Raw genomic sequence first — 26,655 nt, forward strand, 5'->3', positions numbered from 1 at the left:
GTCTCCTTTTGTTCTGGCTTATTGGCTGGCGGCCGACAGGTCGACCGCGCGCGCCAGCAGTGTCCGGTCAGCCTTCAGCTTGTGCTTGGCAGGCTTGTGCGTCGGTGTGTGCGGGATTGCGTCGACGGTGGCGATATAACGCGGCAGCTTGTGCACGGCCAGGCGGCCGCGCGCCCAGGCGAGCAGCTCGGCCGCATCGGCCGACTGGCCCGCGCGGAACTGCACCGCCAGCAGGATTTCTTCCTCGCCAAGTTCCGCGGGCACGCCGATGGCCGCCGCTTCTTCCACCGCCGGGTGTTCGCCGAAGATGCGATCGAGCTCGGCGCCCGACACGTTCTCGCCCTTGCGCCGGATCACATCTTTCTTGCGCGCAACAAAGACGTAGTAGCCGTCCTCGTCCTGGCGCACCAGGTCGCCGGTGGCGAACCAGCCGTCGCGGAACGCCGCCTCGGTCTGGGCCGGGTCACGGTAGTAGCCTTGCATCAGCGTAGGCGTGCGGATCAGCAGTTCGCCCTCGCCGCCCGGGGCCACGTCGCTGCCTTCGTCGTCGACGATGCGGGCCTGCGGCACCGGCACCGCCGGATCCGGGTGGGGCGAGATCAGGCCCATGGTGCCAAGCTTGTGCGGGCCGTCGAACGGGTTGGCAATCACGCCCGGGATTTCCGTCATGCCATAGCATTCGATCAGCCGCGGCACGTGGAACTCCTGCTTCATCACACGCACCATTTCCTGGGTCTGCGGCGCGATGAACATCTTGGTGATGCGGTGGCCAGGCACGAACTCCGCACGCGGGCGCCGGGCCAGGATGCTGCCGGCCGCCGCCACCAGGTTCACCTCCGTGGCACCGGTCTCGGCGGCGAACCGCCAGAACGACGACGCCGAGAACCTGCGCATCAGCACCAGGCAGCCGCCGCAAGCCAGCGACCCGCCCACCGAATACATCAGCGCATTGATATGGAACAGCGGCATCACGCACATCACACGCTCGTCCGGCTGCAGCTGGAGCCGGCCGACGAAGGCTTCGGCAGTCAGCACGTAGCCGCGGTGGCTGTGCATCGCGCCCTTGGGAAAGCCCGTGGTGCCGGACGTGTAGATGATCAGCGCGGTATCCCGGTCGCCGCCATCGTTGGCAGATTCGTTGGCAAACTCACCGGTGGCCGCCGCCATCGACTGCTCCAGCGTCGGCACACCGTGGTCGCCAGGCTCGTTGGCGCGCAGCCAGACCCCGCCGCCGAGCGCCCGTGCGATGGCCGCACCGGTTTCCAGCGTGGCCGGCGCACATACCAGCCCGCACACCTGCGCATGGTCGAACACGTACAGCGCCTCGTCCAGCCGGTATTCCGGGTTGGCCGGCACCATGGTCGCGCCGATGCGCGCCAGCGCAAACATCAGCACGACCGTGGACGGATGGTTGGGGGACAGCACGCCGACGCGGTCGCCGCGGCGCACGTGCATGGCCTGCGCCAGCCATTGCGCGGCTTGCGCGATTCGTCCCTCGAGCTCGCGATAGCTCCAGGTCTCGCCCTCGAAAAGCAACGCCGGCTTGTCCGGTTGCGCCGCCACGCGGGCCGCGAGGAAACCGGTCAGCGTGAAGTCATGCGCCGGATACTGCCTGAGCACGTCGAGCGGCGCCATCGTGCCGGTGCAGGTGGCCGGCGCGCTCATGATGCTTGCGCCGGCGCGGCGCTGTAGGCGATGGCCTGTTCGGCGGCATCGGCCAGGATGAAGCCAATCGGCTGGCGGCGTTCCTCCTGCAGGTGGGCGATCAGGCTCGCCACGCGCGCCAGCAGCGGCACCCCCTTGAGCGCGGTGGCGGGATAGCCAGCGTCGAGCAGGACGGCGGGGATTGCGCCCGAAACGTTCAGCGGCAAGGGCTTGCTGTAATGCTCGGGCACTGCGGCGGCTACTGCTTCCAGCGCGGCCACGTGGTCGCCGGCAACGCCCAGCTCCCGCGCGATGGCCAGCAGCCGGTGCGCGCGCGGATCCCCCAGCTTGTGCGTGGGATGGCCAAAGCCTGGCAGTGGCTTGCGCGCCTGCCGCACGGCCCTGACCACCGAGTTCGCGCTCTCGGCCAGCGTGCCGTGTTCCCGCCCGGCGAGCACTTCCGCCAGCAGCTGGCCCGCGGTTTCCGATGCGCCCAGGATCACCGAGCCGCAACCCAGCACGCCAGCCGCCACGGCGCCTTGCAACGCATCCGGCGCGGCGGCCAGCGTCATGCGCGCTGCCTGCACCGAGGGGACCAGGCCATGCTCCGCGATCGCCACGAGGCAGGCATCGGTGATCGCCACCAGCTTTGCGCCGGGCTCGCGGCCGGTCAGCAGGAACAGGAAGTAGGCGGTGAAGCCGGCCTTGCCGATCAAGGCCTCGCTCAGGTCTTTGCCATGCACCGACACGCCGTGGATATCCACATGCGCGATGCTGGTCTGACCGGCAGCCCGGGGGTGTTTCGCTTCCGTCACGTTGTCTCCGTTTTTGCGCTACGCGCAATCTAATGCGATATGCGAATTATTTTAGGTGGGGGTGCGAGCCTCTGCAAGAACGGTAAACCCGCACCCCGACGTCAACTTGCGGCCGGCACTGCATGTGGCGCAGGACCGGCTTGCCGTTCAGGCGCCATCCGTGAACCGGTCGGCACTCCCAATTCTCGCGAGTGCGCCGTCGGCGAACGGATCCACCTGGCGCAGTGCGCCGTCGGTGAACAGATCTACCTGCCGCAGTCCGCCGTCGGTGAACGGATCCGCCTTGCGCACGGCAATCCGGCGGAATTGCTCATCGGCCAGGCGGCCGGATTGCGAACGCTGCAGGGCCTCGGCAACATGCGCCCCGTCTGTATAGACGTCCGCGGTGCGCACCGCGGCTTGCGCCCCGGCCGCCATCACCACCATCAGGATTGCGCCAATCGATACCTTTTTCATCACTTGCTCCTTTCCTACCAGGAAGAACCTTGTGTCGACCGGGGCAATCTGCCCCGCACGTCTCACGATCCAAATATAATCAAACCGTACCGTATGGTACTAAATAAATTGAAAAACCTCACTCGAATTTTTTGAAGAAAGGGGCGACGCCTGGGCTGCCACTTGGATCACGCAAGCATTTGGTAGACTGCGCGGGGCGCCAGCGCCCCTTGTCCCCTGTTACTCCTCGCTACCGATGGCATCACCCGTGAGCGTTACCGACACTCCCCTGCACCGCCCGCCGCAGCGCATCACACGCCGTGGCGAAGAGAAGCGCGCCCTGATCCTGAGCACCGCCGCCGACATGTTCCTCGAGCACGGCTATGACGGCGTCAGCCTGGACGACATCGTCAAGGCGTGCGGGGGCTCCAAGACCAACGTCTACAGCTATTTCGGCGGCAAGGACGGTTTGTTCGTGGCGGTGGTGGAGCGGCTGTGCGACCGCTTCCTGGAAAAGACCGAGAAGGGCGTGGATGTGTCGCGCTGCGATGCGGCGCAGGGACTCGGCAAGATCGCGCACAGTTTTCTGCAGTCGCTGCTGGAGGAACGCCACCTGGCGTTCCTGCGGCTGATCTTCGCGGAATCGCGGCGCTTCCCCGCGTTGGGGAACGCCTGGTATACGCGCGGCCCGGCGGCGACCTGCGCCTATGTTGCGGCCTTCCTTGGCAGCCAGCAGGCGAGAGGCACGCGGCTCTCGGCAAGCCCTGAGGTCAGTGCCAGGCTGTTCCACGGCATGGTGCTGGCCAGCGTCCTGCACCGTGCGCTGGCTACCGGCGTCCGTCCGGACGACGCCGAGATCGATGCGCTGGTCCGCGACGCGATCGCGGTGATCGTGCCGGCCCTTGATGCCGGCACGCCCTCAGAAGCGCGTCAGAAGCGATAGCGGATGTAGCCCATGCTGAAGTTGACGCCCGGATTCGGCTCCTGAATGCCGGCGTTGGACAGGTGCTGGAAGCGGTAGCCGATGGTCAGGCGCCGCGCCTCGCCGAAGGCAACCCCGACGCCGACCATGTCTGAGAACTGGAACGCCGATCCCATGCGGTGGCCGCCGGCGATCTCGGTGTGGCTGAGCACGCGCAAACCCACTGACGCCTCGATAAACGGCGTGGCAAATTCCGCGGCATAACCCAGGCGAAAGATTGGCGAGATGCCGTACTCCATCAGCTGGCTGGACGGCCGGTTAGACAATGCGCGCCAGTTCGCGACATTGACCTCCCCATCCAGCGAGAGCGTGAAGCGGCTGGACAGCTGCCATTGCACGATGTCGTCCCAGCGCGCGGCGATTTCATACTTTTCCACGCCGTGGTCGTTATCGCCGCCATAGCCTCCCTGCATGGAGAACGCTGCCACTCAGGCCACAAGCTTCATCCGGTAGAACAACTCCATCCTTTCCACCGCATCGCTGCCATCTTCCTGGAAGCGGCGGATGTGCTCGGTCTGCGTATGGTGCGCCTCCTGCGCGGCGGGACTGTCCCAGTGCTCGACGAAGACAAAGCGCCGCGGATCATCCTGTTGCTCGAACATCTCGTAGCGCAGGTTGCCGGCATCGCGGCGGGAAGGCGCCACCACGGCCCGCAGTTTTTCCCGTAGCTCCGCCTCGCGCCCGGGCTTGGCATACAGGATCACCAGCACATAGAAATCGCCCATCGTTCGTGTCCTCCGCACATATGGTGTCAGCAAAGACTAGGCAAATACCACGGCGCAAGCAAGCAGGACACGGAGGGCGCGCGGATCGTTCTATCAGCGCGAACAGCATGTTTGGCAGATGGCTATCACGCTCGCCCCAATGCATGGCTTATGCTGCAAAGGCTCGTTGCGACGGCCGACCGCAACGCATGCGGGACGGCATCAGAACCGCATTTCCGGTTTGCAGTGTCCGGCAATGCCGGTACCGTCGCGGGGCAGTCGGGCCAGCGTCGCGCACAGTACATGCAGCGCCGGCCCGGGAACGCCGAGTAGCAGAAACCCACCCATTGTTCTGGAGATAACCATGGCGAGCGAACCCATTCGCGATCCCGCAAACGACCACCTGCTGACTCCGCAGAACGCAGCCTTCGTGATCATCGACTACCAACCGGTCCAGGTGAACTCCATCGCCTCCATGGACCGGCAGTTGCTGATCAATAACATCGTCGGCGTTTCGCGTGCCGCGGTTGCGTACAAGCTGCCGATCGTGCATTCCACGGTCAATGTGAAGACGGGCCTGAACAAGCCGCCAATCCCGCAGCTGCAGAAGGTGCTGGGCGACTTCCCCACCTACGACCGCACCTCGATCAACTCCTGGGAAGACGTGGAGTTCCGCGCGGCAGTGGAGGCGACGGGGCGCAAGAAGCTGATCATGACTGCCCTGTGGACGGAAGCGTGCCTGACCTTCCCGGCGCTGGACGCGCTCAAGGAAGGCTATGAGGTCTATGTCGTGGCCGACGCCGTAGGCGGTACTTCCGTGGCGGCGCACGAGGCCGCGCTGCGCCGCATCGAACAGGCTGGCGGCAAGATGATCAGCGTGGCTCAGCTGTTCTGCGAACTGCAGCGCGACTGGGCCCGCAGCGAGACCGTCCCGGCCTTCATGGATCTCTTCATCCAGACCGGCGGCACGGCTGGCATCCAGTTCTCCTACGACCGCACCTGAGCTGCAGGCGGGCCGGCATGCCCGCCCCCAACTCCATGTGCCACGCGCCCCGCGCCACGCGGGGCGCGATTCCTTTGTTCTCTCGCTTAACCCCGCCCCGACCGGAGCCGGCATGGCCGACTACTACCTCCTTTCCGGCCGTGTAAAGCAATCAATAGTTATCGTGCCATCGCATTCTGTGATGACAAAGCTAAAGACAAAAACACATACTCGATAACTGAACGATACCTACGCCATGCCTTGCCGCTCGACACAACGCCGTCATATCGTCGGTGATGTAGCGGGGGTGATGCCGTACCTGCGCTTCCCACTCCTCAGGGCCGTCCAGTGCCCATCGTCCCTGCCGTTAAGTGACGACTTGTGCACTACTACACTACTGAGCCCGGCGTGCTGGCGATCGTGGCAGTCGCGAGGCATAATCGTGAAACTGGTTTCATCCAACTTTATGCCGCCGCCCGTGACCCGACCGAAGTCCAACCCGAATCCCGCAGAAAAGCTCACCATCCAGGATGTAGCCGACTATGCGGGCGTTTCCAAGGCAACGGTATCGCGCTACCTGAACCGGGGTGGCCAGCAATTGTCCACGGAGGTGGAGGAGCGCGTGGCATCGGCCATCCGCACACTTGGCTATAGTCCCAGTCCCATGGCGCAGGGACTCAAACGCGGCAAGTCTCGCCTGATTGGGCTGGTGGTGGCGGACGTGTCCAATTCGTTCTCGGTAGCAGTGCTGCGTGGCGTTGAGAAGGCCTGTCGCGATGCCGGCTATATGGTGATGCTGTTCAACCTGGGCAACGACGAGCAACTGGAGCGCGAAGCCATTCGCTCGCTCTCGGCTTACCGCGTGGAGGGTTTCATTCTGCATACACTGGGCCACGACGCCGGTGCCCTGACCGATGCCGCGCAGCTGGGCAAGCCCGTCGTCCTGGTTGATCGCAAGGTCGGCGATGCGGAAGTCGATCTTGTCGCCCTGGACAACCTGACTGCCGTCCATGAAGCGGCCGGCCACCTTGTCGAAGCCGGTTATCGGCACATCCTCTTTATCAGCGAGCCGATCAAGGCCATCAGCTCGCGCAACGAGCGCGCCCGCGCATTTCGAAGCTTTATCGCCGAACACGCGGACACGGTCAGCGGATCTGCTTTTGAAGCCCACAGAGGTGACGACGACGCCCTCGATGAAGCGCTGCGCGAGCTGCGCCGGCGTGCCGGCCAGGCGCCCGTTGCCGTGCTGGCAGCCAACGCAGTGATCTCGCTGCGCGTGGCCGCGTCGGCCGCCCGACTGGGGTGGCAACTCGGTACCGACCTTGGCCTGATAGGCTTCGATGACCCCGAATGGGCCGCGTTGGTCGGCCCGGGCCTCAGCGCCATTTCCCAGCCGACCGACGATATCGGGCGCGTTGCCACCAATTGCCTGATCGAGCGCCTGCAAGGCGGCCAGCTGCCGCCGCGGCGGGTGCTGTTGCCCGGCACGCTGGTCACACGCGGTTCCACCCGCCGCGGCTGATCACTCCCCCGCCGCCGTCCGGCGTGCGCGCGCAAGCCACGCATAGAGCCGCCGCACCAGCGTAGCGGGTGCGCAAGCGCACCCATTTCCCCGTCGGAACAACCTCGGCGCGCCCGTAAGGGTTTCCACTGCTGTATCTCTGAAACCGGTTTCCTATAATCCTGAAACCGGTTTCAAATCCGGCATGCAGATCGCTGCCGCCAGCGACACCTTTCATATCCGTGCAGGAGACATCCAATGAACGCCCAACACCTGTTGCGCCGCTTTGCCACGCCCGTACTGGCTTTGCTGATCCTGGCCAGCGCCGCTGTTACCGCCCAAGCCCAGACCGTCGCCGAGATCGTCAAGAAGGGCAAGGTCACCATCGGCGTGGTGACCGGTGCTCCGCCTTTCGGCACCACGGACGCCACCGGCAAACCCGCCGGCTATGACGTCGACGTGGCCAACCTGCTCGGCAAGTACCTGGGCGTGCCGGTCGATATCGTTCCGCTCACCTCGCCCAGCCGGATTCCGGCGCTGGAAGCGGGCAAGGTCGACTTCCTGGTCGCGACGCTGGCGCCGACGCCGGAGCGGGCGCGTGCCATCATGTTCAGCTCGCCCTACAGCGCATTCGAGCTGACCATCTTTGCGCCTACCGCTGCCAAGTACGCCAAGCTGACTGAGCTCGGCAAGAAGAAGGTGGGCGTGACGCGCGGCACCACGCAGGACACCGCGCTGACCCGCCTGGCGGTGCCCGGCATGAATATCGTCCGCTTCGAGGACGATGCCACCTGCGCGCAGGCGCTGATCAGCAACCAGGTCGACGCCATTGCGCTGCCCAACACCACCGGCAACGAAATCATGAAGGCGCGCGGCGCCGGCAAGTTCGACGCCAAGTTCGCGTTCTCGGTGCAGCCGAATTCGATGGCCGTGCGCCGCGACGCCTTCGAGCTGCGCCAGTGGCTCAACACCACCATCTCCTACGTCAAGCTCAATGGCGAACTCGATGCCATTGCGCAGAAGTGGACCGGCAAGGCGCTGCCCGCGCTGCAAACGTTCTGAACCAGGCCGTCTGAGGTTGCGCGCCGGCGCCCCGCCGGCGTGCCAGGAGACCCGCATGCACTACCAATTCGAATGGACCCCGGTGCTGTCGCAGCTGGATCGCTTCGCGGAAGGCGCCGCGATGACGCTGGCACTCAGCTTCGGCTCGATCCTGCTTGGCACCCTGGTCGGCACCGCCGGCGCCATTGCCGCCGCTTTTGGCGGCCCGTGGCTGCAGCGCGTCACCAGGGCCTATGTCGAGGCGATCCGCAACACGCCCTTCCTGATCCAGCTCTTCATCATCTTCTTCGGCTTGCCGACCGTGGGCCTGCAGATCGATGCCGTCACTGCCGCGGTGATTGCGATGACCGTCAACCTCGGCGCCTACTCGACTGAAATCATCCGTGCCGGATTGCAGGCGGTACACCGCTCGCAGCTCGAAGCCGCCGCCGCGCTGGGCATGACGCGCTGGCAGCTGATCCGCCACGTCGCGCTGGTACCGGCCTTCGAAAAGGTCTATCCCGCCCTGACCAGCCAGTTCACGCTGATGATGCTGACCTCGAGCGTGGTGTCGACGATCTCGGTGGAAGAGCTGACGGCGGTCGCCAGCCAGGTCGATTCGCAGACCTTCCGCACCTTCGAGAGCTACATCCTCGTCATGTTCCTCTATATCGGGCTGGCACTACTGCTGCGCGCCATGTTCGCCCTGATCGGCAACCTGGTGTTCAAGCGGCGCCGCGTGGTGGCGCGCGCACGAAAGCTGGCCCGCACGGCGCCGGTCGTGCCGCTGGCGCGCGCCGAACTGACGGCAGCGGTTGCTGGGAGCACGAAATGATCACCGAATTTTCCTGGAATCATCTTGAAATCCTGCTGCTGGCCGCACGCTGGACGCTGTGGGTGACCTTGCTGGCCTTCGTCGGCGGCACGCTGGCCGGTTTCCTGGTCGCGCTGGCGCGTACCTCCAGAAGCCCGCTGCTGCGCCTGGCCAGCACGGTCTATATCCAGGTCGTGCAAGGCACGCCGGTGCTGATCGTGCTGTTCCTGAGCTACTACGGCCTGTCCGTGCTCGGGCTCAAGCTGTCGCCGATGGTCGCGGCCATGCTGGCGATGTCGATCTACGCCAGCGCCTATCTTGGCGAGATCTGGCGCGGCTGCATCGAGGCCGTGCCGCAAGGACAGTGGGAAGCCAGCGAGGCGCTTGCCCTCACCCGCTGGCAGCAGCTGCGCTACGTGGTGCTGCCGCAGGCGGTGCGGCTGGCCTTGCCGCCCACCGTGGGGTTCTCGGTCCAGCTGGTCAAGAACACCTCGATCACTTCCATCATCGGCGTCATCGAGCTGACCCGCGCCGGCCAACTGATCAACAACGCGACCTTCCAGCCCTTTGCGGTCTTTGTCGTCGTCGCACTTATCTACTTCGCGCTCTGCTTCCCGCTGTCCGCGGCGGCCCGGCGCATGGAAAGGAGGCTCCATGTCAATCGTTGAAGCACAAGGCGTGCACAAATCGTATGGCTGCGTCGAAGTCCTGAAAGGCGTGTCGTTTGCCATCGAGCCGGGCCAGGTAGTCGCCATCATCGGCCGCAGCGGCTCCGGCAAGAGCACCATGCTGCGCTGCCTGAACGGACTGGAGACGATCAATGCCGGCAATATCACCGTCGCCGGCCACAAGCTGGATCACGACCGCAAGCGCTTGCTCGACCTGCGCCGCGACGTGGGCATGGTGTTCCAGAGCTACAACCTGTTTCCGCACCTGACCGTGGGCCAGAACATCGCGCTGGCGCCGGCCATCGTGAAGAAGATGGCCGCAAGCCGGATCGACGGCATCGTCGCCCAGGTGCTGACCCAGGTCGGCCTGCTCGACAAGAAGGACTGCTACCCCGAGCAACTCTCGGGCGGCCAGCAGCAGCGCGTGGCCATCGCCCGTTCGCTGGCGATGGAACCCAAGGTGATGCTGTTCGACGAAGTCACCTCTGCGCTCGACCCCGAGCTGACGGCGGAAGTGCTTCGTGTCATGGAGAACCTCGCTGCCTCCGGCATGACCATGGTGCTGGTCACGCATGAGATGGAATTCGCGCGCCGCATGGCGCATACCACCATCTTCATGCACCAGGGCAAGGTCCACGAGGCGGGCCCGTCGAAGGCGCTGTTCGCGCAGCCACGGACGCCGGAACTGCAGCAATTCCTCAGCGCGGGAGCACTGAAATGAGCCAGTGGCAACCAGAAGGCGCAAATGGAGCCTCGCGCCCGCCGGTCCTTATCTCGCTGACCGCCTATGGTGCCGACCTCGCGCTGCGCGACGGCCAGGCGGCGCTGGCGCGGATTGCCGCGGCAGCGGGCGCAGATGGCGTGGAATTCCGCGGCGAACTCCAGCGCGGGCACAAGGAGGAAGTCATCGAACAGCGCGAGGTTGCTGGGGAGCATGGACTGGACGTGGTCTGGTCCAGCCCGGAAGGCCTCTGGAATGACGCAGGCAGCCTCGATGCCGCCGCGCTCGACCGTGCCTTCACGACCGCGCTGGCGCTCGGTGCGAGCCGGGTCAAGATGTCGCTTGGCGGCTATCGGGCAGGCACGGCACTGGCAGCGCTGCTTCCCTGGCTGCGGCACGACGGCATCGAACTCGTCGTGGAAAACGACCAGACCGCCCGCGCCGGCACCGTACCGCCGCTGCGCGACTTCTTCGCGCGTATCGCGGCGCTCGGCGAGACCGTGCCGATGACCTTCGACATGGGCAACTGGCACTGGACCGGCGAAGACCCGCTCGACGCCGCGCAAGTCTTCGGCGCCAACGTCGGCTACGTGCACTGCAAGGGCGTGCAGCGCACGCCCGCCAAATGGATCGCGGTACCGCTCGACCAGTCGGCGGCACCCTGGCGCGGCGTCTTGCGCCGCCTGCCCACGCAAGTTGCGCGTGCGATCGAATTCCCGCTGCAAGGCGAAGACCTGGTACAGGTCACGCGCCATCATGTCGAACTGCTGCGTTCGGTGGAGGTCCCCGCATGAGTCCCGATCTTGACGTGGTCACGCTGGGCGAGGCCATGCTGATGCTGGTCGCCGGCGAAGCCGGGCCGCTCGAAGGCGCGCAGACCTTCCACAAGCGCACCGCCGGCGCCGAGACCAACGTGGCCATCGGCCTGTCGCGCCTGGGCCTGAAGGTCGGCTGGGCCAGCCGGCTGGGCGACGACTCGATGGCCCGCTACCTGCTCGGCGAAATGCAGCGCGAAGGCGTGGATTGCAGCCAGGTGGTATGCGAGCCCGGCGAGCGCACCGGCTTCCAGTTCAAGGGCCGGGTCGACGACGGCAGCGATCCGCCCGTCGAATACCACCGCCGCGGCTCGGCGGCGAGCCGCATGAACCCGGAGCACCTGGACGACAAATGGCTGCGGCGCTCGCGGCACCTGCACGTCACCGGCGTGTTCCCCGCGCTGGCGGCAGGCACGCAGGCCGCCACGCGCCAGGCCATCGCCACCATGCGCGCCGCCGGCCGCACGATCTCGTTCGATCCCAACCTTCGGCCCACGCTGTGGGCCACGCCCGAGCTGATGCGGGAGACGCTGAACGACCTCGCGCAGCAAAGCGACTGGGTACTGCCCGGCATCGAGGAAGGCCGCTTCCTCACCGGCCACGCCGAGCCGGAACGCATTGCCGCCTTCTACCGTGCCCGCGGCGCGAAGCTGGTGGTGGTGAAGCTCGGTGCCGACGGCGCCTACTTCGATGGCGAGGCCGGCAGCGGCCATGTCGAGGCCTTCAGCGTCGAGCGCGTCGTCGATACCGTTGGCGCCGGCGACGGCTTTGCCGTGGGCGTGATCAGCGCGCTGCTGGAGGGCCGCCCGGTGGGCGAAGCCGTCCGGCGCGGTGCCTGGATCGGCGCCCGGGCGGTGCAGGTGCGCGGCGATACCGAAGGCCTGCCGACCCATGCCCAGCTGGCGGCCGCCAGCCTGTGAAGCCGCAGCAAGGACTACCCATGCGCAAGAATGTACTGGTGTTCCGGCCGATTCCTGACGACCTGCTCGCCAGGATCGAGTCGGAGCATGACGTGATCGTGGCTGACCCGCGCCAGCCGGCACAACGGCCGGCCTTCCGCGCCGCGCTGGCATCCGCCCATGGCCTGATCGGCTCCAGCGTGAAGCTGGGCGCGGCGGAGCTGGCCGAAGCCGGCCGGCTGGAAGTGATCTCGAGTATTTCGGTGGGCGTCGACAACTATGACCTCCCCTGCCTGCACCAGCGCGGCATCACGCTGTGCCATACGCCGGGCGTACTTACCGAGACCACGGCCGACACCGTCTTCGCCCTCATCATGGCCACGAGCCGCCGCCTGGTCGAGCTGGCGGCCCACGTCAGCGAAGGCCGCTGGACCGCCAATATCGGCGACAGCCTGTTCGGCTGGGACGTGCACGGCAAGACGCTGGCGATCCTGGGTTTCGGGCGTATCGGCCAGGCCGTGGCGCGGCGCGCGGCGCTCGGCTTCGGCATGGAGGTGCTCTACGTCAACGAGACTGCCATGGAGCCGCCCGACCTGGTGGGGCGCGCCACCCGGACGGAACTCGACGACGCCTTGCGCCGCGCCGATATCGTCGCCATCACGCTGCCCCTGACAGACAGCACCCGAGGCCTGATGGGCCCGCGCGAGTTCGCGCTGATGAAGCCGGGCGCCATCTTCGTCAATGGCGCGCGCGGCCAGATCGTGCAGGAAGACGCGCTGCTCGCGGCGCTGGCAAGCGGCCACCTGCGCGCGGCCGGGCTGGACGTCTTCGCCACCGAGCCGCTGCCTCAGGATTCGCCGCTGCGCCGCCATCCCAGGGTGACCGCCCTGCCCCATATCGGCTCGGCCACGCATGAGACCCGTCGTGCCATGGCCGAACTGGCCACGCGCAACCTGCTGGACGCGCTCGCCGGGCGGCAACCTGCCGCGCGCTTCGACCTGGCGGCCTTTGCCGCCCAGGCAGCCGCCTGATTTTCCTCGCAAGGACACCCCGCAATGCCCGGTTCCATTCCCACGCTGTGCGGCTCGATCATGGGCGAGCCCTTCACCTTCAATGTGCGCATCCACAATGCCGCCTATCGGGCGCTCGGGATCGACTACACCTTTGTGTGCTTCGGGGTGCAGGACGTGCCCGGCGCCGTGCAGTCGATCCGCACGCTCGGCGTGCGCGGCATGAATGTCTCGATGCCGCACAAGCAGGCCGTGATCCCCCACCTCGACCATCTCGACGAGACCGCGCGCGCCATCGGCGCGGTCAACACCATCAACAATCTCGATGGCGTGCTGACCGGCTACAACACCGACTGCATCGGCGCCGTCCGGGCGTTCCAGGAGGTGACGGATGTGGCCGGCCAGCGCATTGCGCTGCTGGGCGCGGGCGGCGCGGCGCGGGCGATGGCCTATGGCTTGCGCGAGGCCGGCGCCAGCGTGACCGTGTTCAACCGCACCGCGGCGCGCGGCGAAGAACTGGCCGGCTCGCTCGGCCTGCGCTTTGGCGGCGGGTTGACGGACTTCCGCGCGGCGGATTTCGACATGCTCGCCAACGCGACCGCGGCGGGCTTTCGCGCCCCCGATGTCAACCCGGTCGCCGGACAGCTCGCCGCGCACCTGATCGTCATGGACGCCGCCTTCATCCCGGTCAGGAGCAAGCTGATCCGCGATGCCGCAGCGCTCGGCTGCCGCACCATCGACGGCACGCGCATGATGCTGCACCAGGCGTGCGCCCAGGTCGAGTTCTACACCGGCTGCGCGCGCGCGCCGATCGAGGCGATGGAGGCGGCGCTGCTTGAGGAGATTGCCCGCCTGTCATAAGCCCCCGTCAGCATCATCGGGACCAGCGAATGCGCTGCCTCACTTCTTCAGGTTGGTCCTGGCCACCAGCGCCTTCATCACCGCGTTGTCAGCCGCGATCATCGCCTTGAAGGTCGCTGCGTCGGCATAGGCAATGCCCAGGTTCTGCCGGCTCAGCGCCGCCACAAAGACTGGATCCGCCACCGCCTTGCGGCTGGCGGCCGCAAGGGTTTCGAGCACCTCGGGTGGCGTGCCTTTGGGCGCGGCCAGCCCGCGCCATGTGCCGATCGAGAGGGCGATACCCCGCTCACGAAGCGTCGGCACATTCTCGAAACCGCTGACACGCTGGTCGGCCATCACCGCGAGCGTCTTCACCTTGCCCGCGGCCACATAGGCCGATACCTCCGCGGGACTGACAGCCACCGCGTCGATATGCCCGCCCATCAACGCCACCAACGCCGGCGCCGCGCCGGTGAACGGCACGTGATTAAACTTGACGTGCGACTTGTCCTCCAACGCCGTCGCCGCCAGGTGCCAGATCGAACCCGGACCGGAATTCCCGACCTGCACCTCACCGGGGTGCGCCTTGGCGAATGCCAGGAACGCCTCGATGGTATTCCAGCGCGAATCGGCCCTCACCGTGATCGCGGACGGATCGGCATTCAGGCGTGCGATCGGCACCAGCTGGGCGGGGTCGAACGTGGTCGGCCCGACATGCGGGACGATCACGGCTTCCGCGATGATTATGCCGAGCTTGTAGCCATCCGGCCTGGCGCGGGCCACTTCCGTCATGCCGATTGCGCCACTGGCGCCTGGCTTGTTCACCACGGTCAGCGGCTGCGGCAGGTACTTTCGCATGGCTTCGCTGAAGGCTCGCGCAACCGTATCAGTACCACCGCCCGCTGAGCTTGGCACCACCAGTTCGACAGCGTGACTCGGGTAAGTCGCCGCAGTCGTCTGGCCCATCACGGGAACTGCGGCAAGGAATCCGGCCAGTTGAGCGGCCAGCAATAAAGCTGTTTGAAGGTGCTTGCGGGGTAGTCGCATCTATGACTCACACGTTTAGCTAGCCGGCGGCATTGCAAGCATTGGGGCACTGTCAGGGACAGAACGTGAAAGACTAGCACCATTTGCCGCTTGCCGGATTTGTCGTGCTGGCGAACGGCATGGAAACCACCTTCGCCTGTCTCCAGTTTTTTTCTCTAGCGCAGTCCGCAAGGGATGGTCATGGTGAGGAACACCGCGAAAGAGGTCTATCACGTGGGGCGCTGCATTTGATCCCGAATCGCCCGGTAGAGCCATCCCGAAGTTGATGGGAACGGCCACACTGGCGGCCTTGCTACCGACCCCAGAGTCCGATTTCAGTCGATAGCCATCGATAGCCAAAAACACGAAACCCGCGCAGCGGCGCGGGTTTCCGGGAGATTTCCGATCGTCAGCGATAGACTTCGGAGGACGTCAAATCACTCCCACTCGATCGTCGCCGGCGGCTTGCCCGACACGTCATACACCACCCGATTCAGGCCGCGCACTTCGTTGATGATGCGGTTCGAGCAGCGGCCGAGCAGCGCGTACGGCAGGTGCGCCCAATGCGCCGTCATGAAGTCGGTGGTCTGCACAGCGCGCAGCGCCACGACGTAGTCGTAGGTGCGGCCGTCGCCCATCACGCCCACCGACTTGACCGGCAGGAACACGGCAAATGCCTGGCTGGTCAGGTCGTACCAGCTCTTGCCGACCTGGTTCGGCTCGCACAGGCCAGCGGCAGCGTCCTGCTCGGTGGCGATGGTCTTGCGCAGTTCTTCAATGAAGATGGCATCGGCGCGGCGCAGCAGGTCGGCATAGTCGCGCTTGACTTCGCCGAGGATGCGCACGCCCAGGCCCGGGCCCGGGAACGGATGGCGGTAGACCATTTCCGGCGGCAGGCCCAGTTCCACGCCGAGTTCGCGCACTTCGTCCTTGAACAGGTCGCGCAGCGGCTCGAGCAGCTTCAGGCCCAGCGTTTCGGGCAGGCCGCCGACGTTGTGGTGGCTCTTGATGGTGGTGGCCTTCTTGGTCTTGGTGCCGCCCGATTCCACCACGTCGGGGTAGATCGTGCCCTGCGCCAGCCACTTGGCCTTGCTCAGTTTCTTCGCCTCGGCCTGGAACACCTCGACGAACTCGCGGCCGATGATCTTGCGCTTCTGCTCGGGGTCGGTCACGCCGGACAGGTGGCCGAGGAACTGCTCGGAAGCGTCGATGTGCACGACCTTGGCGTGCAGGCGGCCGGCGAACATTTCCATCACCATCTTGCCTTCGTCGAGGCGCAGCAGGCCGTGGTCGACGAAGACGCAGGTGAGCTGGTCGCCGATGGCGCGGTGGATCAGCGCCGCGGCCACCGACGAATCGACGCCGCCCGACAGGCCCAGGATCACCTCTTCGTCGCCGACCTGTTCGCGGATCTTGGCGACGGCTTCTTCGATGTGGTCGCGCATGACCCAGTCTGCCTTGCAGCCGGCGATCCCGAGCACGAAGCGCTCGAGCATCTGCCGGCCCTTGACGGTATGCGTGACCTCGGGATGGAACTGCACGGCATAGTAGCCGCGCGCTTCGTCGGCCATGCCGGCGATCGGGCAGCTCGGGGTGGACGCCATCAGCTTGAAGCCCGGCGGCAGGCCGGTGACCTTGTCGCCGTGGCTCATCCAGACCTTGAGCATGCCGTGGCCTTCCGCAGTGCGGAAATCCTCGATGTCCTTGAGCAGCGCGGTATGGCCGTGGGCGCGCATCTCGGCGTAGCCGAACTCGCGCTGGTCGCTCCACTCGACCTTGCCGCCGAGCTGCACGGCCATGGTCTGCATGCCGTAGCAGATGCCGAGCACCGGCACGCCCAGGTCCCACACCGCCTGCGGCGCGCGCAGCTGGTGGTCTTCATAGGTGCTGGCGTGGCTGCCCGACAGGATGACGGCCTTGGGCGCGTACTCGCGCACGAAGTCGTCGGAGACGTCGTTCGGGTGGATTTCGCAGTAGACGTGCGCCTCGCGGACGCGGCGGGCGATCAGCTGCGTGACCTGCGAGCCGAAATCAAGAATGAGGATTTTGTCGTGCATGATGGGCCGATGGCGTGTCTTCCGTTGCGGGCTCGGTCACTTCCGTGCCGGGGCCATAGCCCGGCGGCGGCGTGATGACCGGCTCGCGCCGGTATTCTGGGGTATTCGTTGGGCGTGCCGCGGGGGCGACGCCGGGTTCCTTCCGGGTTTCCTGTTCCTTCAGCGCGCGTTCCATCTTCAGCTGCTGCTCGCGCACGCGCACGCGTTTCGCCGCGGGGATCTGCACCGCGGCAAAAAACAGCAGCACCACGGCCATGGTCGGCAGCCAGATCTTGCCGGCGCCTTCGAGCGGCAGCTCAAGGAACACCATCCAGGCAATGATCAGCATCGCGCTGGCGAGGTTCACATAGCCGGCCGTGCGTGCCACCGGTACCGTCAGCTGGCCGTTGAACGCGGCCTGCCACAGCAGCACCGACAGGCCGGCCAGCGCCACGCCCAGCAGTTGCCCGAACAGCGCGGGTTGTGGCTGCGGCAATTGCAGCGCCGCGTACAGCGTGGTGAATGGGGACATCAACAGCAGGACGCCCAGCAGCAGGTCCACCAGGGCATCGAAAAACAGCACGGCTCGCAGCAACACCTTCATTGGCGCTCCTCGTCTGGGCCCCGCCGGTGATGCGGCTGGCAGCAAGGCACGCCGGGACAGGCAACACCGGCGTGGCGCGCGGCCGGGGCCACGGTCGGGGCCGGATTGGAATCCGGTCGGACCAGGGCGGCGCTGCGCACCTCGCACCAAACCTCGCACGCCCTCGTCCCGCTGATCGCGGGCAGCGCACCGCCGCCACTGCGGACGGCGGGCGCGACCGCTGCGCGTCAGTCGATATGGTAGTTCGGCGCTTCCTTGGTGATCTGCACGTCGTGCACGTGCGATTCACGCATGCCGGCTGCCGTGATCTGGACGAACTGGGCACTCTCATGCCAGTCGGCGATCGACTTGCTGCCGCAGTAGCCCATCGAGGCACGCACGCCGCCCGTCAGCTGGTGGATGATGGCCATCACCGAACCCTTGTACGGCACGCGGCCTTCAATCCCCTCGGGGACCAGCTTGTCGACGTTGGCGGTGTTGTCTTCCTGGAAGTAGCGGTCAGCCGCGCCGTCCTTCATCGCGCCTACCGAACCCATGCCGCGGTAGCTCTTGAACGAGCGGCCCTGGTACAGGAACACTTCGCCCGGCGCTTCTTCGGTGCCTGAGAACATCCCGCCCATCATCACGGTGTGGGCGCCGGCCGCCAGGGCCTTGGCCACGTCACCCGAATAGCGGATGCCGCCGTCGGCGATCAGCGGCACGCCGGTGCCCTTGAGCGCCTCGGCCACGTTGGAAACGGCGGTGATCTGCGGCACGCCCACGCCAGCCACGATACGGGTGGTGCAGATCGAGCCGGGGCCGATGCCGACCTTGACGCCGTCGGCGCCATGCTCGACCAGCGCACGGGCGGCGTCGCCGGTGGCGATATTGCCGCCGATCACCTGCACTTGCGGGAAGTTCTGCTTGACCCAGCGCACGCGATCCAGCACACCCTGGCTGTGGCCATGCGCCGTATCGACCACAATCACGTCGACGCCGGCCTTGACCAGCAGCTCGACACGCTCGTCGTTGTCCGGACCCACGCCGACCGCGGCGCCTACGCGCAGCTGGCCGTGGTCATCCTTGCTCGCCAGCGGGTTCTCGACCGCCTTCTGGATGTCCTTCACCGTGATCAGGCCGCGCAGCTCGAAGGCCTGGTTGACCACCAGCACGCGCTCCAGGCGGTGGCGGTTCATCAGGCGCTTGGCTTCTTCCAGCGGCGCGCCTTCGGCCACCGTCACCAGCTTCTCGCGCGGGGTCATCTTGGCGCGCACCGGGGCGTCGAGTTCTTCCTCGAAGCGCAGGTCGCGGTTGGTGATGATGCCGACGACGATCTTGCCTTCCAGCACCGGGAAGCCCGAAATGCCATGCTGCTGCGACAGCGCGATCACATCGCGGATCTTCGCGTCCGGCGAAATGGTGATCGGATCACGCAGCACGCCCGACTCGTAGCGCTTGACGCGCGACACTTCGCGGGCCTGGTCGGCGGGCTTCAGGTTCTTGTGGACGATGCCGATGCCACCGGCTTGCGCCATGGAGATCGCCAGGCGCGCCTCCGTCACCGTGTCCATGGCAGCGGACACCAGCGGAATGTTCAGTTCGATCGAACGGGACAGGCGAGTGCGGAGGGAAACATCCCGGGGAAGGACGGCCGAATAGGCCGGGACGAGCAGCACGTCATCGAATGTGAGTGCTTTCTGGACAAGACGCATAGCAAATCCTCTAGGCGCAAAAGCGAATTATACAGGAATGCGCGGCTGGCTGATGAACGGCAACGGGTTTTCCGGCGTGTCGTCTGCTATGCTCGTCGTCCTTTTAACCGGGCGTTGAAAAGCATGGGGATCGGCGTATTGTGCGGGCTGCTGGCGGGCGCGTTCTGGGGCATGGTCTTTATCGCGCCCAAGCTGCTGCCCGTGTTCTCGCCGTGGGAGCTGGCGATCGGGCGCTACCTGGCGTATGGCCTGGTCGCGCTGGTTGCCGCCCTGCCGCTGATCAAGCGCATCGCCCGCAAGCTGACCCGCGCCGATTGCGTGGCGCTGCTGCGCCAGGCCTTTACCGGCAACCTGCTCTACTACGTGCTGCTGGCCTTCGGCGTGCAGCTGGCCGGGGTCGGGCCGACTTCGCTGATTATCGGCATCCTGCCGATCACGGTCACCATCATGGGCCGGCGCGACCACGGTGCGGTGCCGCTGTCGCGGCTGCTGTGGCCGCTGCTGGTGGTGGCCGCGGGCATCGCCTGCATCAACATCGACCTGTTCGGCGGCGGCCAGAGCGCACATGCCGCCGCGGCCGGTGACGCCGTGCGGCCGGTCTGGCAGAAGATTGCCGGCGTCTGCTGCGCCGCCGGCGCGCTGGTCTGCTGGACGCTCTATGCGGTCGACAACGCGCGCTACCTGCAGCGCAACCCGCACTACAGCGGCAATGAATGGTCGGCGCTCTATGGGCTGTCGACCGGCGCGGTATCGGCCGTGCTGGCCATAGTCGGCTGGCTGGTGGCGGGCGATGCCCTCACTTCCGGCGACAGCGGCCGCGACTGGCAGTGGTTCTGGATGGTCAACGCCGCGGTGGCGCTGGGCGCGTCGCTGATCGGCAACAACCTGTGGAACATCGCCAGCCGGCGCCTGCCGCTGACGCTGTCGGGCCAGATGATCGTGTTCGAGACGCTGTTCGCGCTGGCATATGGCTTTGTCTTCGACCACCGCTGGCCGCGGCCGCTGGAAATTGCCGCCATTGTGTTGCTGATGGTCGGCGTGGCCTGGTCGGTGCGCTTGCACGCCAGCGACAAGTCTGCGTAGACTAGCGGACGATGGCGCGGGGGTCACACGCGCCACATCAGAACTGAAGTACCAGGGTCAAACCGGCGCCATGCCCTGGCGCCAAGCCATCGCCCGCGGCAGGCCTGCCGCGGCATTGCCTCGCGCGCAGCCGGCGGCCCAGCAGTTCTCCAGCCGCATCCGTTCCTTACCAGCCACTTTGAGACGCCGCGCCATGAAACGATCGTCCGTGCTGTGCCTGCTTGCCGCTGCCGTCACCGCTGCCGCCTCGGTCCACGCCCATGCCTACTGGCAATGGCGCGATGCCAACGGCCGCATGGTCTACAGCGACGTGCCGCCCTCCGGCGCCGCCGCCAGGGTGCTGCGTGCCCCTGGCCGCAGCGCCGGCGAGTACCAGCCGGTGGAGGCCGCCAACACGGAGACCGCCAACGCCCCCGTGGCTGCACCGGCCCCTGCCAGGGCCGCGGGCAAGGCGAAGGAGGCCCCGCCGCCCACGGCCGAAGAGGCCTTCCAGAAGCGCCGCGACTCGCGCCTGAAAGCCGCCGCGGAAGAGGCGCGCAAGGAAGCCGAGGCTGCCGACCGCGAGGCCCGCTGCGCCCAGCTGCGCAACTACGCCACCGGCCTGCAGCAAGGGATGCGCGCGGCGGTAGCGGGTCAGGACGGCTCGCTGCAGCACCTGAACAGCGAGCAGCGCCAGGCCGAACTGGTCAAGACCAGCGCCAGCCTCGAAAAGAACTGCAACTGAACATAAGCAAAAACGGGGCATCACGCCCCGTTTCGCGGTCAGTGCTGCGGCCGGTGGCGCAAGCCTTGCGGCTCAGCCATTGCCACGCAGCCATTTCTGGCCTTCCCGCGCCCCGCCCTCGCGCAGCTTCTGCACGCGCTTGCGCCGCGCCTGCTTGGGGTCGGCAGTCAGCGGCCGGTACACCTCCACGCGGTCGCCCTCGCGCACCACGGTATCGGGCGTCTTGAGCTTGCCGAAGATGCCCACCCGCATGGTCGACGGATCCACTTCCGGGCACGCCTGCTGCAGCCCCGAGCCGACGATGGCCGCAGCGATCGTGGTGCCCGCGGGCACGTCGATCTCCTTCAGGAATACCGCATGGGGCCGCGCATAGCACACCGTGACATGCACGGTGCCCGCGCCTTCAACTGGCGCCATAGACCACCTCGGCGCGCTTGACGAAGGCATCGACGAAGGTATTCGCGATCATGCTGAACACCGGGCCGATGAGCTTTTCCAGCAGCAGGCTCGAAAACTCATAGTGCAGGTGGAATTCGATCTTGCAGGCGTCCACGCGCAGCGGCGTAAAGCGCCACGCGCCATTAAAGGTCTTGAAGGGCCCGTCGGCGAAGGTCATGTCGATGCGGGTCGGGCGCTCCTGCGTATTGCGGGTGTGGAAGAACTGCTGGATCCCCTTGAAATGGATATGGATCTTGGCGTCGAGCGTGGTTTCGGTCTGCTCGAACACCTCCACGCCGCCGCACCATGGCAGGAACTTGGGATAGTCCTCCACGCGCGTGACCAGGTCGTACATCTGCGCGGCGGAATAGCCGAGCAGCACGGATTTATGGACGTCTGCCATGTATTGGAAAATCTGGCTCCCGGCCATGCCTGGCGCATTGCGCCAGGACACAAGCCGGTACCGGGGCTGGTTTGCTAAAATCCCAATTTTAGCCGACGCTGGTCGCTGGCGGCACTTCGCCATGCGGCGCTGCAGCGATCCGGCCCGCTTTCACCACATTGTTCCCCTACCCGCACGCATGACCATCGCAGACAACAAGAAGGCCTTTTTCGACTACTTCATCGAAGAGCGATATGAGGCCGGGATCGTGCTGGAAGGCTGGGAAGTGAAGGCGATCCGCGCGAACCGAGTACAGATCAAGGAAGGCTACGTGGTGGTGCGCGACGCCGAGATGTTCCTGATCGGCGCCCATATCAGCCCGCTGCAGAGCGCCTCCACCCACGTCAACCCCGATCCGGTGCGCACGCGCAAGCTGCTGCTGAAGGCCGACGAGATCAAGAAGCTGATCGGCAAGGTCGAGCAGCGCGGCTACACGCTGGTGCCGCTGAACCTGCATTACACGCGTGGCAGAGTGAAATGCGAGATCGGCCTGGCCAAGGGCAAGAAGCAGTTCGACAAGCGCGAGACCGAAAAGCAGCGCGACTGGCAGCGCGAGAAGGCGCGCATCATGAAGGGCGACACCAAGGGATAATGCCGCCCGGCGGCGCCTGCGTGCTCAGGCGCCGGCCTTCTGCCCCTTCACGATCTGCAGCGCTGACGCGATCATGCTGCTCATCTCGCTCATATTCCCGGGCACGATCAGCGTATTGCCCTGCTTGGCCAGGTTGCCGAACGCAGCCACGTATTCCTCGGCCACCTTCAGGTTGACCGCGTCCATGCCGCCTTCGGTGCGGATCGCGTTGCCCACCTTCTGGATCGCCTGGGCATTGGCGTCCGCCACCGCCAGGATCGCCGCCGCCTCGCCCTGCGCCTTGTTGATGGCGGCCTGTTTCTCGCCTTCCGACTTCTGGATGGCCGCTTCCCGCGCACCCGTGGCCAAGTTGATCTGTTCCTGGCGCTTGCCCTCCGACGCGGCGATCAGCGCGCGCTTCTCGCGCTCGGCGGTGATCTGCGCCTGCATCGCATGCAGGATTTCCTTCGGCGGCGTCAGGTCCTTGATCTCGTAGCGCAGCACCTTGACGCCCCAGTTGGCGGCGGCCTCATCGAGCGCGTTCACCACGCTGTGGTTGATGAACTCGCGCTCCTCGAAGGTCTTGTCCAGCTCAAGCTTGCCGATCACCGAGCGCAGCGTGGTCTGCGACAGCTGCGTGATCGCCACCACGAAGTTGCTCGAGCCGTAGGACGCCTTCATCGGGTCGGTCACCTGGAAGTACAGCACGCCGTCCACCTGCAGCTGCGTATTGTCCTTGGTGATGCAGACCTGGCTGGGCACGTCCAGCGGGATTTCCTTGAGCACGTGCTTGTAGGCAACGCGGTCGACGAACGGCACCACGATCGACAGCCCCGGCGTCAGCGTCGCATGGTAGCGGCCCAGGCGCTCCAGCACCCAGGCGTGCTGCTGCGGCACGATCTTGATGCCCCTGGCGATCAGCACGATCACGGCAATAAGGATGATCAGCGGCAACAGGCCAAGCTGAAAAGCGAGCATGTAACAACCCTCCGGTCAGGAAACAGCGGTACGGCGCCGCCGGAACGGCGGCAGGCGGATGGTTGCGCGGCTGGCACCGGGCAACCCTTGGATGCGGCTCAGCGCGGCGAAACCACCAGCGTGCTGCCGCGCACTTCGACGATACGGTAGCGGCCCGGCGCCGCGGCGCAGTTCGGCGCAAGCTCGACGGTCCAGTCTGCGCCCCGGTACGGCACGCGCGCACGGCCGTTGGCGTCCCACGCTGCAACGTCGAGTTCCTGGCCGATGTCGAGATTGACGTTGGGATCGGCGGCGGCATTGCCGCGCCGCAGCTTGCCGAAACGGGTACGGCGCAGCCCGGCGATCAGCACCGCGGCGACCAGCGCCGCGGTCACCGTCTGCGCGGCGGGCGACAGGTCCAGCAAGGCCGCGACGCCGCCGGCGGCCAGCCCGACGGCCACCATCAGCAGGTAGAACGTGCCGGTATTCAGTTCGACGATCACCAGCGCGACCGCCGCCACGAACCAGATGTAGTACGCCATCCGAAATCCCCCCGTCCGATCGGTTCCCGGCAGCGAATGCCCGGAATCGATTCCCGAAAAACAAAAACCCCGCAGCGCCAGGGGCGCCTGCGGGGCCGATGCAACACCTGACGCAGGGGCCGGTGCCAGCCGGCTGCCGAAGGCGCGCCGGCGAATGTCGTTATTGTGACGTCAAAAGCCTCAGGAAGCCAGCTTCTGCCAGGTGTCGACCACCGAATCGGGGTTCAGCGAGATCGACTTGATGCCTTCCCTGGTCAGCCATTCGGCAAAGTCCGGGTGGTCCGAAGGACCCTGGCCGCAGATGCCGACGTACTTGTCCAGGCGGATGCACGCCGAAATGGCGCGCGACAGCATGAAGCACACCGCCGGATCGCGTTCGTCGAAGTCCTTGGCCAGCAGCTCCATGCCCGAGTCGCGGTCCAGGCCCAGCGTCAGCTGCGTCAGGTCGTTCGAGCCGATCGAGAAGCCGTCGAAGTACTGCAGGAACTCTTCGGCCAGGATCGCGTTGGACGGCACTTCGCACATCATGATGATGCGCAGGCCATTCTCGCCGCGCTTCAGGCCGTGCTTGGCCAGCAGGCCGATGACCTTCTCGGCCTGGCCCAGCGTACGCACGAACGGCACCATGATCTCGACGTTGGTCAGGCCCATTTCATCGCGCACGCGCTTCATGGCCTTGCATTCCATCTCGAACGCTTCGGCGAAGTCTTCGGCGATGTAGCGCGAGGCGCCGCGGAAGCCCAGCATCGGGTTTTCCTCGTCCGGCTCGTAGCGCGAACCGCCGATCAGCTTCTTGTACTCGTTGGACTTGAAGTCCGACAGGCGCACGATCACGGGCTTCGGGTAGAAGGCCGCGCCGATGGTGGCGATGCCCTCGGCCAGCTTGTCAACGTAGAACGCGCGCGGGCTGGCGTGGCCGCGGGCCACGCTTTCCACGGCCTTCTTCAGGTCGGCATCGACCTGCGGATAGTCGAGGATGGCCTTCGGGTGGACCCCGATGTTGTTGTTGATGATGAATTCCAGGCGGGCCAGTCCGACGCCGCAGTTCGGGATCTGCGCGAAGTCGAAGGCCAGCTGCGGGTTGCCCACGTTCATCATCAGCTTGACGTCGATTTCCGGCATGTCGCCACGCTGGACTTCGGTCACTTCCGTTTCGAGCAGGCCGTCGTAGATGCGGCCTTCGTCGCCCTCGGCGCACGACACGGTTACCAGCGTGCCATCCTTCAGGATGTCGGTGGCATCGCCGCAGCCGACCACGGCCGGCACGCCCAGTTCACGCGCGATGATGGCCGCGTGGCAGGTACGGCCGCCACGGTTGGTGACGATCGCCGAAGCGCGCTTCATCACCGGCTCCCAGTTCGGGTCGGTCATGTCGGCGACCAGCACGTCGCCGGGCTGCACGCGTTCCATCTCGGACGGATCGTTGATGACGCGGACCGGGCCGGTGCCGATCTTCTGGCCGATGGCGCGGCCGCTGGTCAGCACGGGGGCGGTGCCCTTGAGCTTGAAGCGCTGCTCGGCCTTGCCGGCCGACTGGCTCTTCACCGTTTCCGGGCGGGCCTGCAGGATGTAGATCTTGCCGTCCTTGCCGTCCTTGCCCCACTCGATGTCCATCGGGCGGCCATAGTGCTTCTCGATGATCACCGCGTACCGGGCCAGCTCGGTCACGTCTTCGTCGGTGATCGAGTAGCGGTTGCGCAGCTCGGCCGGCACATCGACGGTCTTCACGCGGCCGGCTTCGCCCGGCTTGGTGAATTCCATCTTGATCAGCTTGGAGCCGATCGAGCGGCGGATGATCGGGTACTGGCCGGCTTGCAGCGTCGGCTTGAAGACGTAGAACTCGTCCGGGTTGACCGCGCCCTGCACCACCGTTTCGCCCAGGCCGTAGCTGGAGGTGATGAAAACCACATCGGGGAAGCCGGATTCGGTGTCGATGGTGAACATCACGCCGGAAGCGGCCAGGTCCGAACGGACCATGCGCTGGATACCGGCGGACAGTGCCACCACGTCATGGGCAAAACCCTTGTGCACGCGGTAGGAGATAGCGCGGTCGTTGTACAGCGAGGCGAACACGTGCTTGATCTTGTCCAGCACGTCGTCGATGCCGCTGACGTTCAGGTAGGACTCCTGCTGGCCGGCGAACGAGGCGTCGGGCAGGTCTTCGGCCGTGGCCGACGAACGCACCGCGAACGAAGCCTCGGCGCCTTCGCGCTCGGACACGCGGGCATAGAACTCACGGATTTCCTGTTCCAGGCGCGGCTGGAACGGAGCGGTGGCGACCCAGTCGCGGATCTCGGCACCGGCCTCGGCCAGGGCCTTGACGTCGTCGACGTCGAGCGTCTTCAGGCGCTGGGAGATGCGCTCGGTCAGGTTGTTGTGGGCGAGGAAGTCGCGGAAGGCAAGCGCGGTGGTGGCAAAACCGCCGGGAACGCGCACGCCGGCCTCCGCCAGCTGGGAGATCATCTCGCCCAGCGACGAATTCTTGCCGCCGACGATTTCCACGTCAGCCATGCGCAACTGCTCGAACGGCAACACGTAGGCGCCGTTATCTGCCTGGTTAGTCATGAGAGCCTCAAAACAAAGTAGAAAACTTGTTGCGCATGCCCGGTATGTTGTTCGCGTTCTGTTCCCGGACCGATCGCTTGGCTAAGCAACCCCATGCTCATGGTG

General features: G+C 66.1%; 28 protein-coding genes. 14 read left to right on the forward strand and 14 right to left on the reverse strand.

The window, feature by feature from the left end; all coding sequences use genetic code 11:
* Nucleotides 1-18: 18 nt before the first annotated feature.
* From AC5WJ1_RS08840 to AC5WJ1_RS08850, 3 genes are all read right to left on the reverse strand, one after another.
* Nucleotides 19-1,665: a class I adenylate-forming enzyme family protein gene (locus tag AC5WJ1_RS08840; RefSeq protein ID WP_494476033.1), complete on the reverse strand. Its 1,647-nt coding sequence runs from the start codon at nt 1,663-1,665 to the stop codon at nt 19-21.
* On the reverse strand, nt 1,662-2,459 hold the full coding sequence (locus tag AC5WJ1_RS08845; RefSeq protein WP_135705350.1) for a citryl-CoA lyase: 798 nt from the start codon (nt 2,457-2,459) through the stop codon (nt 1,662-1,664). The genes AC5WJ1_RS08840 and AC5WJ1_RS08845 overlap by 4 nt, the downstream gene beginning before the upstream one ends.
* A gap of 147 nt (nt 2,460-2,606) precedes the next feature.
* Complete coding sequence (locus AC5WJ1_RS08850; protein WP_494476536.1) at nt 2,607-2,915, reverse strand: hypothetical protein; 309 nt, start codon at nt 2,913-2,915, stop codon at nt 2,607-2,609.
* 247 nt (nt 2,916-3,162) lie between these two features.
* Between AC5WJ1_RS08850 and AC5WJ1_RS08855 the strand changes: the two genes are divergently transcribed.
* Entirely contained in the window at nt 3,163-3,837 is a 675-nt protein-coding gene (locus tag AC5WJ1_RS08855) for a TetR/AcrR family transcriptional regulator (protein WP_240745872.1), read from the forward strand.
* Here AC5WJ1_RS08855 and AC5WJ1_RS08860 read toward each other — a convergent pair.
* A complete protein-coding gene (locus AC5WJ1_RS08860) occupies nt 3,825-4,289 on the reverse strand; it encodes an acyloxyacyl hydrolase (RefSeq protein WP_135705351.1) in 465 nt (154 codons plus the stop codon). The two genes, AC5WJ1_RS08855 and AC5WJ1_RS08860, sit on opposite strands and share 13 nt — an antisense overlap.
* A 15-nt stretch (nt 4,290-4,304) precedes the next feature.
* Entirely contained in the window at nt 4,305-4,601 is a 297-nt protein-coding gene (locus AC5WJ1_RS08865; RefSeq protein WP_434033950.1) for a putative quinol monooxygenase, read from the reverse strand.
* A gap of 343 nt (nt 4,602-4,944) precedes the next feature.
* Between AC5WJ1_RS08865 and AC5WJ1_RS08870 the strand changes: the two genes are divergently transcribed.
* The 10 genes from AC5WJ1_RS08870 (at nt 4,945) to AC5WJ1_RS08915 (ending at nt 13,892) form a co-directional block, all read left to right on the forward strand.
* The gene (locus tag AC5WJ1_RS08870; RefSeq protein WP_494476034.1) at nt 4,945-5,583 is read left to right on the forward strand and encodes a hydrolase; all 639 of its coding nucleotides are present in this window, start codon (nt 4,945-4,947) and stop codon (nt 5,581-5,583) included.
* A 445-nt stretch (nt 5,584-6,028) separates the two neighbouring features.
* Nucleotides 6,029-7,084, forward strand: a complete 1,056-nt coding sequence (locus tag AC5WJ1_RS08875) for a LacI family DNA-binding transcriptional regulator (RefSeq protein ID WP_135706280.1) — start codon at nt 6,029-6,031, stop codon at nt 7,082-7,084.
* Between the two features lie 237 nt (nt 7,085-7,321).
* Nucleotides 7,322-8,125: a transporter substrate-binding domain-containing protein gene (locus AC5WJ1_RS08880; RefSeq protein ID WP_133096279.1), complete on the forward strand. Its 804-nt coding sequence runs from the start codon at nt 7,322-7,324 to the stop codon at nt 8,123-8,125.
* Between the two features lie 55 nt (nt 8,126-8,180).
* Entirely contained in the window at nt 8,181-8,939 is a 759-nt protein-coding gene (locus AC5WJ1_RS08885) for an amino acid ABC transporter permease (protein WP_133096280.1), read from the forward strand.
* The gene (locus AC5WJ1_RS08890; RefSeq protein ID WP_042879405.1) at nt 8,936-9,586 is read left to right on the forward strand and encodes an amino acid ABC transporter permease; all 651 of its coding nucleotides are present in this window, start codon (nt 8,936-8,938) and stop codon (nt 9,584-9,586) included. Before AC5WJ1_RS08885 ends, AC5WJ1_RS08890 begins: the two co-directional genes overlap by 4 nt.
* Nucleotides 9,573-10,307: an amino acid ABC transporter ATP-binding protein gene (locus AC5WJ1_RS08895; protein ID WP_133096281.1), complete on the forward strand. Its 735-nt coding sequence runs from the start codon at nt 9,573-9,575 to the stop codon at nt 10,305-10,307. Before AC5WJ1_RS08890 ends, AC5WJ1_RS08895 begins: the two co-directional genes overlap by 14 nt.
* The gene (locus AC5WJ1_RS08900) at nt 10,304-11,101 is read left to right on the forward strand and encodes a sugar phosphate isomerase/epimerase family protein (RefSeq protein WP_135705356.1); all 798 of its coding nucleotides are present in this window, start codon (nt 10,304-10,306) and stop codon (nt 11,099-11,101) included. Before AC5WJ1_RS08895 ends, AC5WJ1_RS08900 begins: the two co-directional genes overlap by 4 nt.
* On the forward strand, nt 11,098-12,042 hold the full coding sequence (locus tag AC5WJ1_RS08905; RefSeq protein WP_135705357.1) for a sugar kinase: 945 nt from the start codon (nt 11,098-11,100) through the stop codon (nt 12,040-12,042). Before AC5WJ1_RS08900 ends, AC5WJ1_RS08905 begins: the two co-directional genes overlap by 4 nt.
* Before the next feature lie 20 nt (nt 12,043-12,062).
* Entirely contained in the window at nt 12,063-13,052 is a 990-nt protein-coding gene (locus tag AC5WJ1_RS08910; RefSeq protein WP_195427630.1) for a 2-hydroxyacid dehydrogenase, read from the forward strand.
* Between the two features lie 24 nt (nt 13,053-13,076).
* Entirely contained in the window at nt 13,077-13,892 is an 816-nt protein-coding gene (locus AC5WJ1_RS08915; protein WP_133096285.1) for a shikimate dehydrogenase family protein, read from the forward strand.
* Between the two features lie 39 nt (nt 13,893-13,931).
* Here AC5WJ1_RS08915 and AC5WJ1_RS08920 read toward each other — a convergent pair whose 3' ends face one another.
* The 4 genes from AC5WJ1_RS08920 to guaB all read right to left on the reverse strand — a co-directional run bounded on the left by AC5WJ1_RS08920 (nt 13,932) and on the right by guaB (nt 19,228).
* Entirely contained in the window at nt 13,932-14,918 is a 987-nt protein-coding gene (locus tag AC5WJ1_RS08920) for a tripartite tricarboxylate transporter substrate binding protein (RefSeq protein ID WP_255519696.1), read from the reverse strand.
* A gap of 416 nt (nt 14,919-15,334) precedes the next feature.
* The gene (gene guaA / locus AC5WJ1_RS08925; protein ID WP_133096287.1) at nt 15,335-16,954 is read right to left on the reverse strand and encodes a glutamine-hydrolyzing GMP synthase; all 1,620 of its coding nucleotides are present in this window, start codon (nt 16,952-16,954) and stop codon (nt 15,335-15,337) included.
* Nucleotides 16,929-17,537 carry a hypothetical protein gene (locus AC5WJ1_RS08930; protein ID WP_133096288.1) on the reverse strand — a complete coding sequence of 203 codons (609 nt, stop codon included), beginning with the start codon at nt 17,535-17,537 and terminating at the stop codon, nt 16,929-16,931. Before AC5WJ1_RS08930 ends, guaA begins: the two co-directional genes overlap by 26 nt.
* A 227-nt stretch (nt 17,538-17,764) precedes the next feature.
* A complete protein-coding gene (guaB, locus tag AC5WJ1_RS08935) occupies nt 17,765-19,228 on the reverse strand; it encodes an IMP dehydrogenase (protein ID WP_133096289.1) in 1,464 nt (487 codons plus the stop codon).
* 123 nt (nt 19,229-19,351) lie between these two features.
* Here guaB and AC5WJ1_RS08940 point away from each other — a divergent pair, with 123 nt between their 5' ends.
* Entirely contained in the window at nt 19,352-20,311 is a 960-nt protein-coding gene (locus tag AC5WJ1_RS08940) for a DMT family transporter (RefSeq protein ID WP_133096290.1), read from the forward strand.
* Nucleotides 20,312-20,504: 193 nt separating this feature from the next.
* Nucleotides 20,505-21,035, forward strand: a complete 531-nt coding sequence (locus tag AC5WJ1_RS08945) for a DUF4124 domain-containing protein (protein ID WP_195427629.1) — start codon at nt 20,505-20,507, stop codon at nt 21,033-21,035.
* A gap of 72 nt (nt 21,036-21,107) precedes the next feature.
* On the opposite strand, the gene AC5WJ1_RS08950 is transcribed toward AC5WJ1_RS08945, so the two are convergent.
* Nucleotides 21,108-21,452 (reverse strand): RnfH family protein, encoded by a 345-nt coding sequence (locus tag AC5WJ1_RS08950; protein WP_133096292.1) that lies wholly within the window; start codon nt 21,450-21,452, stop codon nt 21,108-21,110.
* Nucleotides 21,439-21,876, reverse strand: coding sequence for a type II toxin-antitoxin system RatA family toxin (locus tag AC5WJ1_RS08955; protein WP_135705364.1), 438 nt, complete (start codon nt 21,874-21,876; stop codon nt 21,439-21,441). The genes AC5WJ1_RS08950 and AC5WJ1_RS08955 overlap by 14 nt, the downstream gene beginning before the upstream one ends.
* Nucleotides 21,877-22,054: 178 nt before the next feature.
* Between AC5WJ1_RS08955 and smpB the strand changes: the two genes are divergently transcribed.
* A complete protein-coding gene (gene smpB, locus AC5WJ1_RS08960; RefSeq protein WP_133096294.1) occupies nt 22,055-22,507 on the forward strand; it encodes an SsrA-binding protein SmpB in 453 nt (150 codons plus the stop codon).
* A 24-nt stretch (nt 22,508-22,531) separates the two neighbouring features.
* Here smpB and AC5WJ1_RS08965 read toward each other — a convergent pair whose 3' ends face one another.
* The 3 genes from AC5WJ1_RS08965 to ppsA all read right to left on the reverse strand — a co-directional run bounded on the left by AC5WJ1_RS08965 (nt 22,532) and on the right by ppsA (nt 26,550).
* Nucleotides 22,532-23,464: an SPFH domain-containing protein gene (locus tag AC5WJ1_RS08965; RefSeq protein WP_029045868.1), complete on the reverse strand. Its 933-nt coding sequence runs from the start codon at nt 23,462-23,464 to the stop codon at nt 22,532-22,534.
* A gap of 98 nt (nt 23,465-23,562) precedes the next feature.
* Nucleotides 23,563-23,985: an NfeD family protein gene (locus AC5WJ1_RS08970; protein WP_133096295.1), complete on the reverse strand. Its 423-nt coding sequence runs from the start codon at nt 23,983-23,985 to the stop codon at nt 23,563-23,565.
* A gap of 180 nt (nt 23,986-24,165) precedes the next feature.
* Nucleotides 24,166-26,550 carry a phosphoenolpyruvate synthase gene (gene ppsA / locus AC5WJ1_RS08975; protein WP_135705366.1) on the reverse strand — a complete coding sequence of 795 codons (2,385 nt, stop codon included), beginning with the start codon at nt 26,548-26,550 and terminating at the stop codon, nt 24,166-24,168.
* Nucleotides 26,551-26,655 lie beyond the last annotated feature (105 nt).

The sequence above is a fragment of the Cupriavidus sp. MEYA8 genome (genome assembly GCF_059278825.1).

Coding starts and splice junctions, on each gene's coding strand:
- AC5WJ1_RS08840 (WP_494476033.1), bottom strand. CDS start 1,665: ATGAGCGCGCCGGCCACCTGCACCGGCACGATGGCGCCGCTCGACGTG.
- AC5WJ1_RS08850 (WP_494476536.1), bottom strand. CDS start 2,915: ATGAAAAAGGTATCGATTGGCGCAATCCTGATGGTGGTGATGGCGGCC.
- AC5WJ1_RS08860 (WP_135705351.1), bottom strand. CDS start 4,289: ATGCAGGGAGGCTATGGCGGCGATAACGACCACGGCGTGGAAAAGTAT.
- AC5WJ1_RS08865 (WP_434033950.1), bottom strand. CDS start 4,601: ATGGGCGATTTCTATGTGCTGGTGATCCTGTATGCCAAGCCCGGGCGC.
- AC5WJ1_RS08870 (WP_494476034.1), top strand. CDS start 4,945: ATGGCGAGCGAACCCATTCGCGATCCCGCAAACGACCACCTGCTGACT.
- AC5WJ1_RS08875 (WP_135706280.1), top strand. CDS start 6,029: ATGCCGCCGCCCGTGACCCGACCGAAGTCCAACCCGAATCCCGCAGAA.
- AC5WJ1_RS08880 (WP_133096279.1), top strand. CDS start 7,322: ATGAACGCCCAACACCTGTTGCGCCGCTTTGCCACGCCCGTACTGGCT.
- AC5WJ1_RS08885 (WP_133096280.1), top strand. CDS start 8,181: ATGCACTACCAATTCGAATGGACCCCGGTGCTGTCGCAGCTGGATCGC.
- AC5WJ1_RS08890 (WP_042879405.1), top strand. CDS start 8,936: ATGATCACCGAATTTTCCTGGAATCATCTTGAAATCCTGCTGCTGGCC.
- AC5WJ1_RS08895 (WP_133096281.1), top strand. CDS start 9,573: ATGTCAATCGTTGAAGCACAAGGCGTGCACAAATCGTATGGCTGCGTC.
- AC5WJ1_RS08900 (WP_135705356.1), top strand. CDS start 10,304: ATGAGCCAGTGGCAACCAGAAGGCGCAAATGGAGCCTCGCGCCCGCCG.
- AC5WJ1_RS08905 (WP_135705357.1), top strand. CDS start 11,098: ATGAGTCCCGATCTTGACGTGGTCACGCTGGGCGAGGCCATGCTGATG.
- AC5WJ1_RS08910 (WP_195427630.1), top strand. CDS start 12,063: ATGCGCAAGAATGTACTGGTGTTCCGGCCGATTCCTGACGACCTGCTC.
- AC5WJ1_RS08915 (WP_133096285.1), top strand. CDS start 13,077: ATGCCCGGTTCCATTCCCACGCTGTGCGGCTCGATCATGGGCGAGCCC.
- AC5WJ1_RS08920 (WP_255519696.1), bottom strand. CDS start 14,918: ATGCGACTACCCCGCAAGCACCTTCAAACAGCTTTATTGCTGGCCGCT.
- guaA (WP_133096287.1), bottom strand. CDS start 16,954: ATGCACGACAAAATCCTCATTCTTGATTTCGGCTCGCAGGTCACGCAG.
- AC5WJ1_RS08930 (WP_133096288.1), bottom strand. CDS start 17,537: ATGAAGGTGTTGCTGCGAGCCGTGCTGTTTTTCGATGCCCTGGTGGAC.
- guaB (WP_133096289.1), bottom strand. CDS start 19,228: ATGCGTCTTGTCCAGAAAGCACTCACATTCGATGACGTGCTGCTCGTC.
- AC5WJ1_RS08940 (WP_133096290.1), top strand. CDS start 19,352: ATGGGGATCGGCGTATTGTGCGGGCTGCTGGCGGGCGCGTTCTGGGGC.
- AC5WJ1_RS08945 (WP_195427629.1), top strand. CDS start 20,505: ATGAAACGATCGTCCGTGCTGTGCCTGCTTGCCGCTGCCGTCACCGCT.
- AC5WJ1_RS08950 (WP_133096292.1), bottom strand. CDS start 21,452: ATGGCGCCAGTTGAAGGCGCGGGCACCGTGCATGTCACGGTGTGCTAT.
- AC5WJ1_RS08955 (WP_135705364.1), bottom strand. CDS start 21,876: ATGGCAGACGTCCATAAATCCGTGCTGCTCGGCTATTCCGCCGCGCAG.
- smpB (WP_133096294.1), top strand. CDS start 22,055: ATGACCATCGCAGACAACAAGAAGGCCTTTTTCGACTACTTCATCGAA.
- AC5WJ1_RS08965 (WP_029045868.1), bottom strand. CDS start 23,464: ATGCTCGCTTTTCAGCTTGGCCTGTTGCCGCTGATCATCCTTATTGCC.
- AC5WJ1_RS08970 (WP_133096295.1), bottom strand. CDS start 23,985: ATGGCGTACTACATCTGGTTCGTGGCGGCGGTCGCGCTGGTGATCGTC.
- ppsA (WP_135705366.1), bottom strand. CDS start 26,550: ATGACTAACCAGGCAGATAACGGCGCCTACGTGTTGCCGTTCGAGCAG.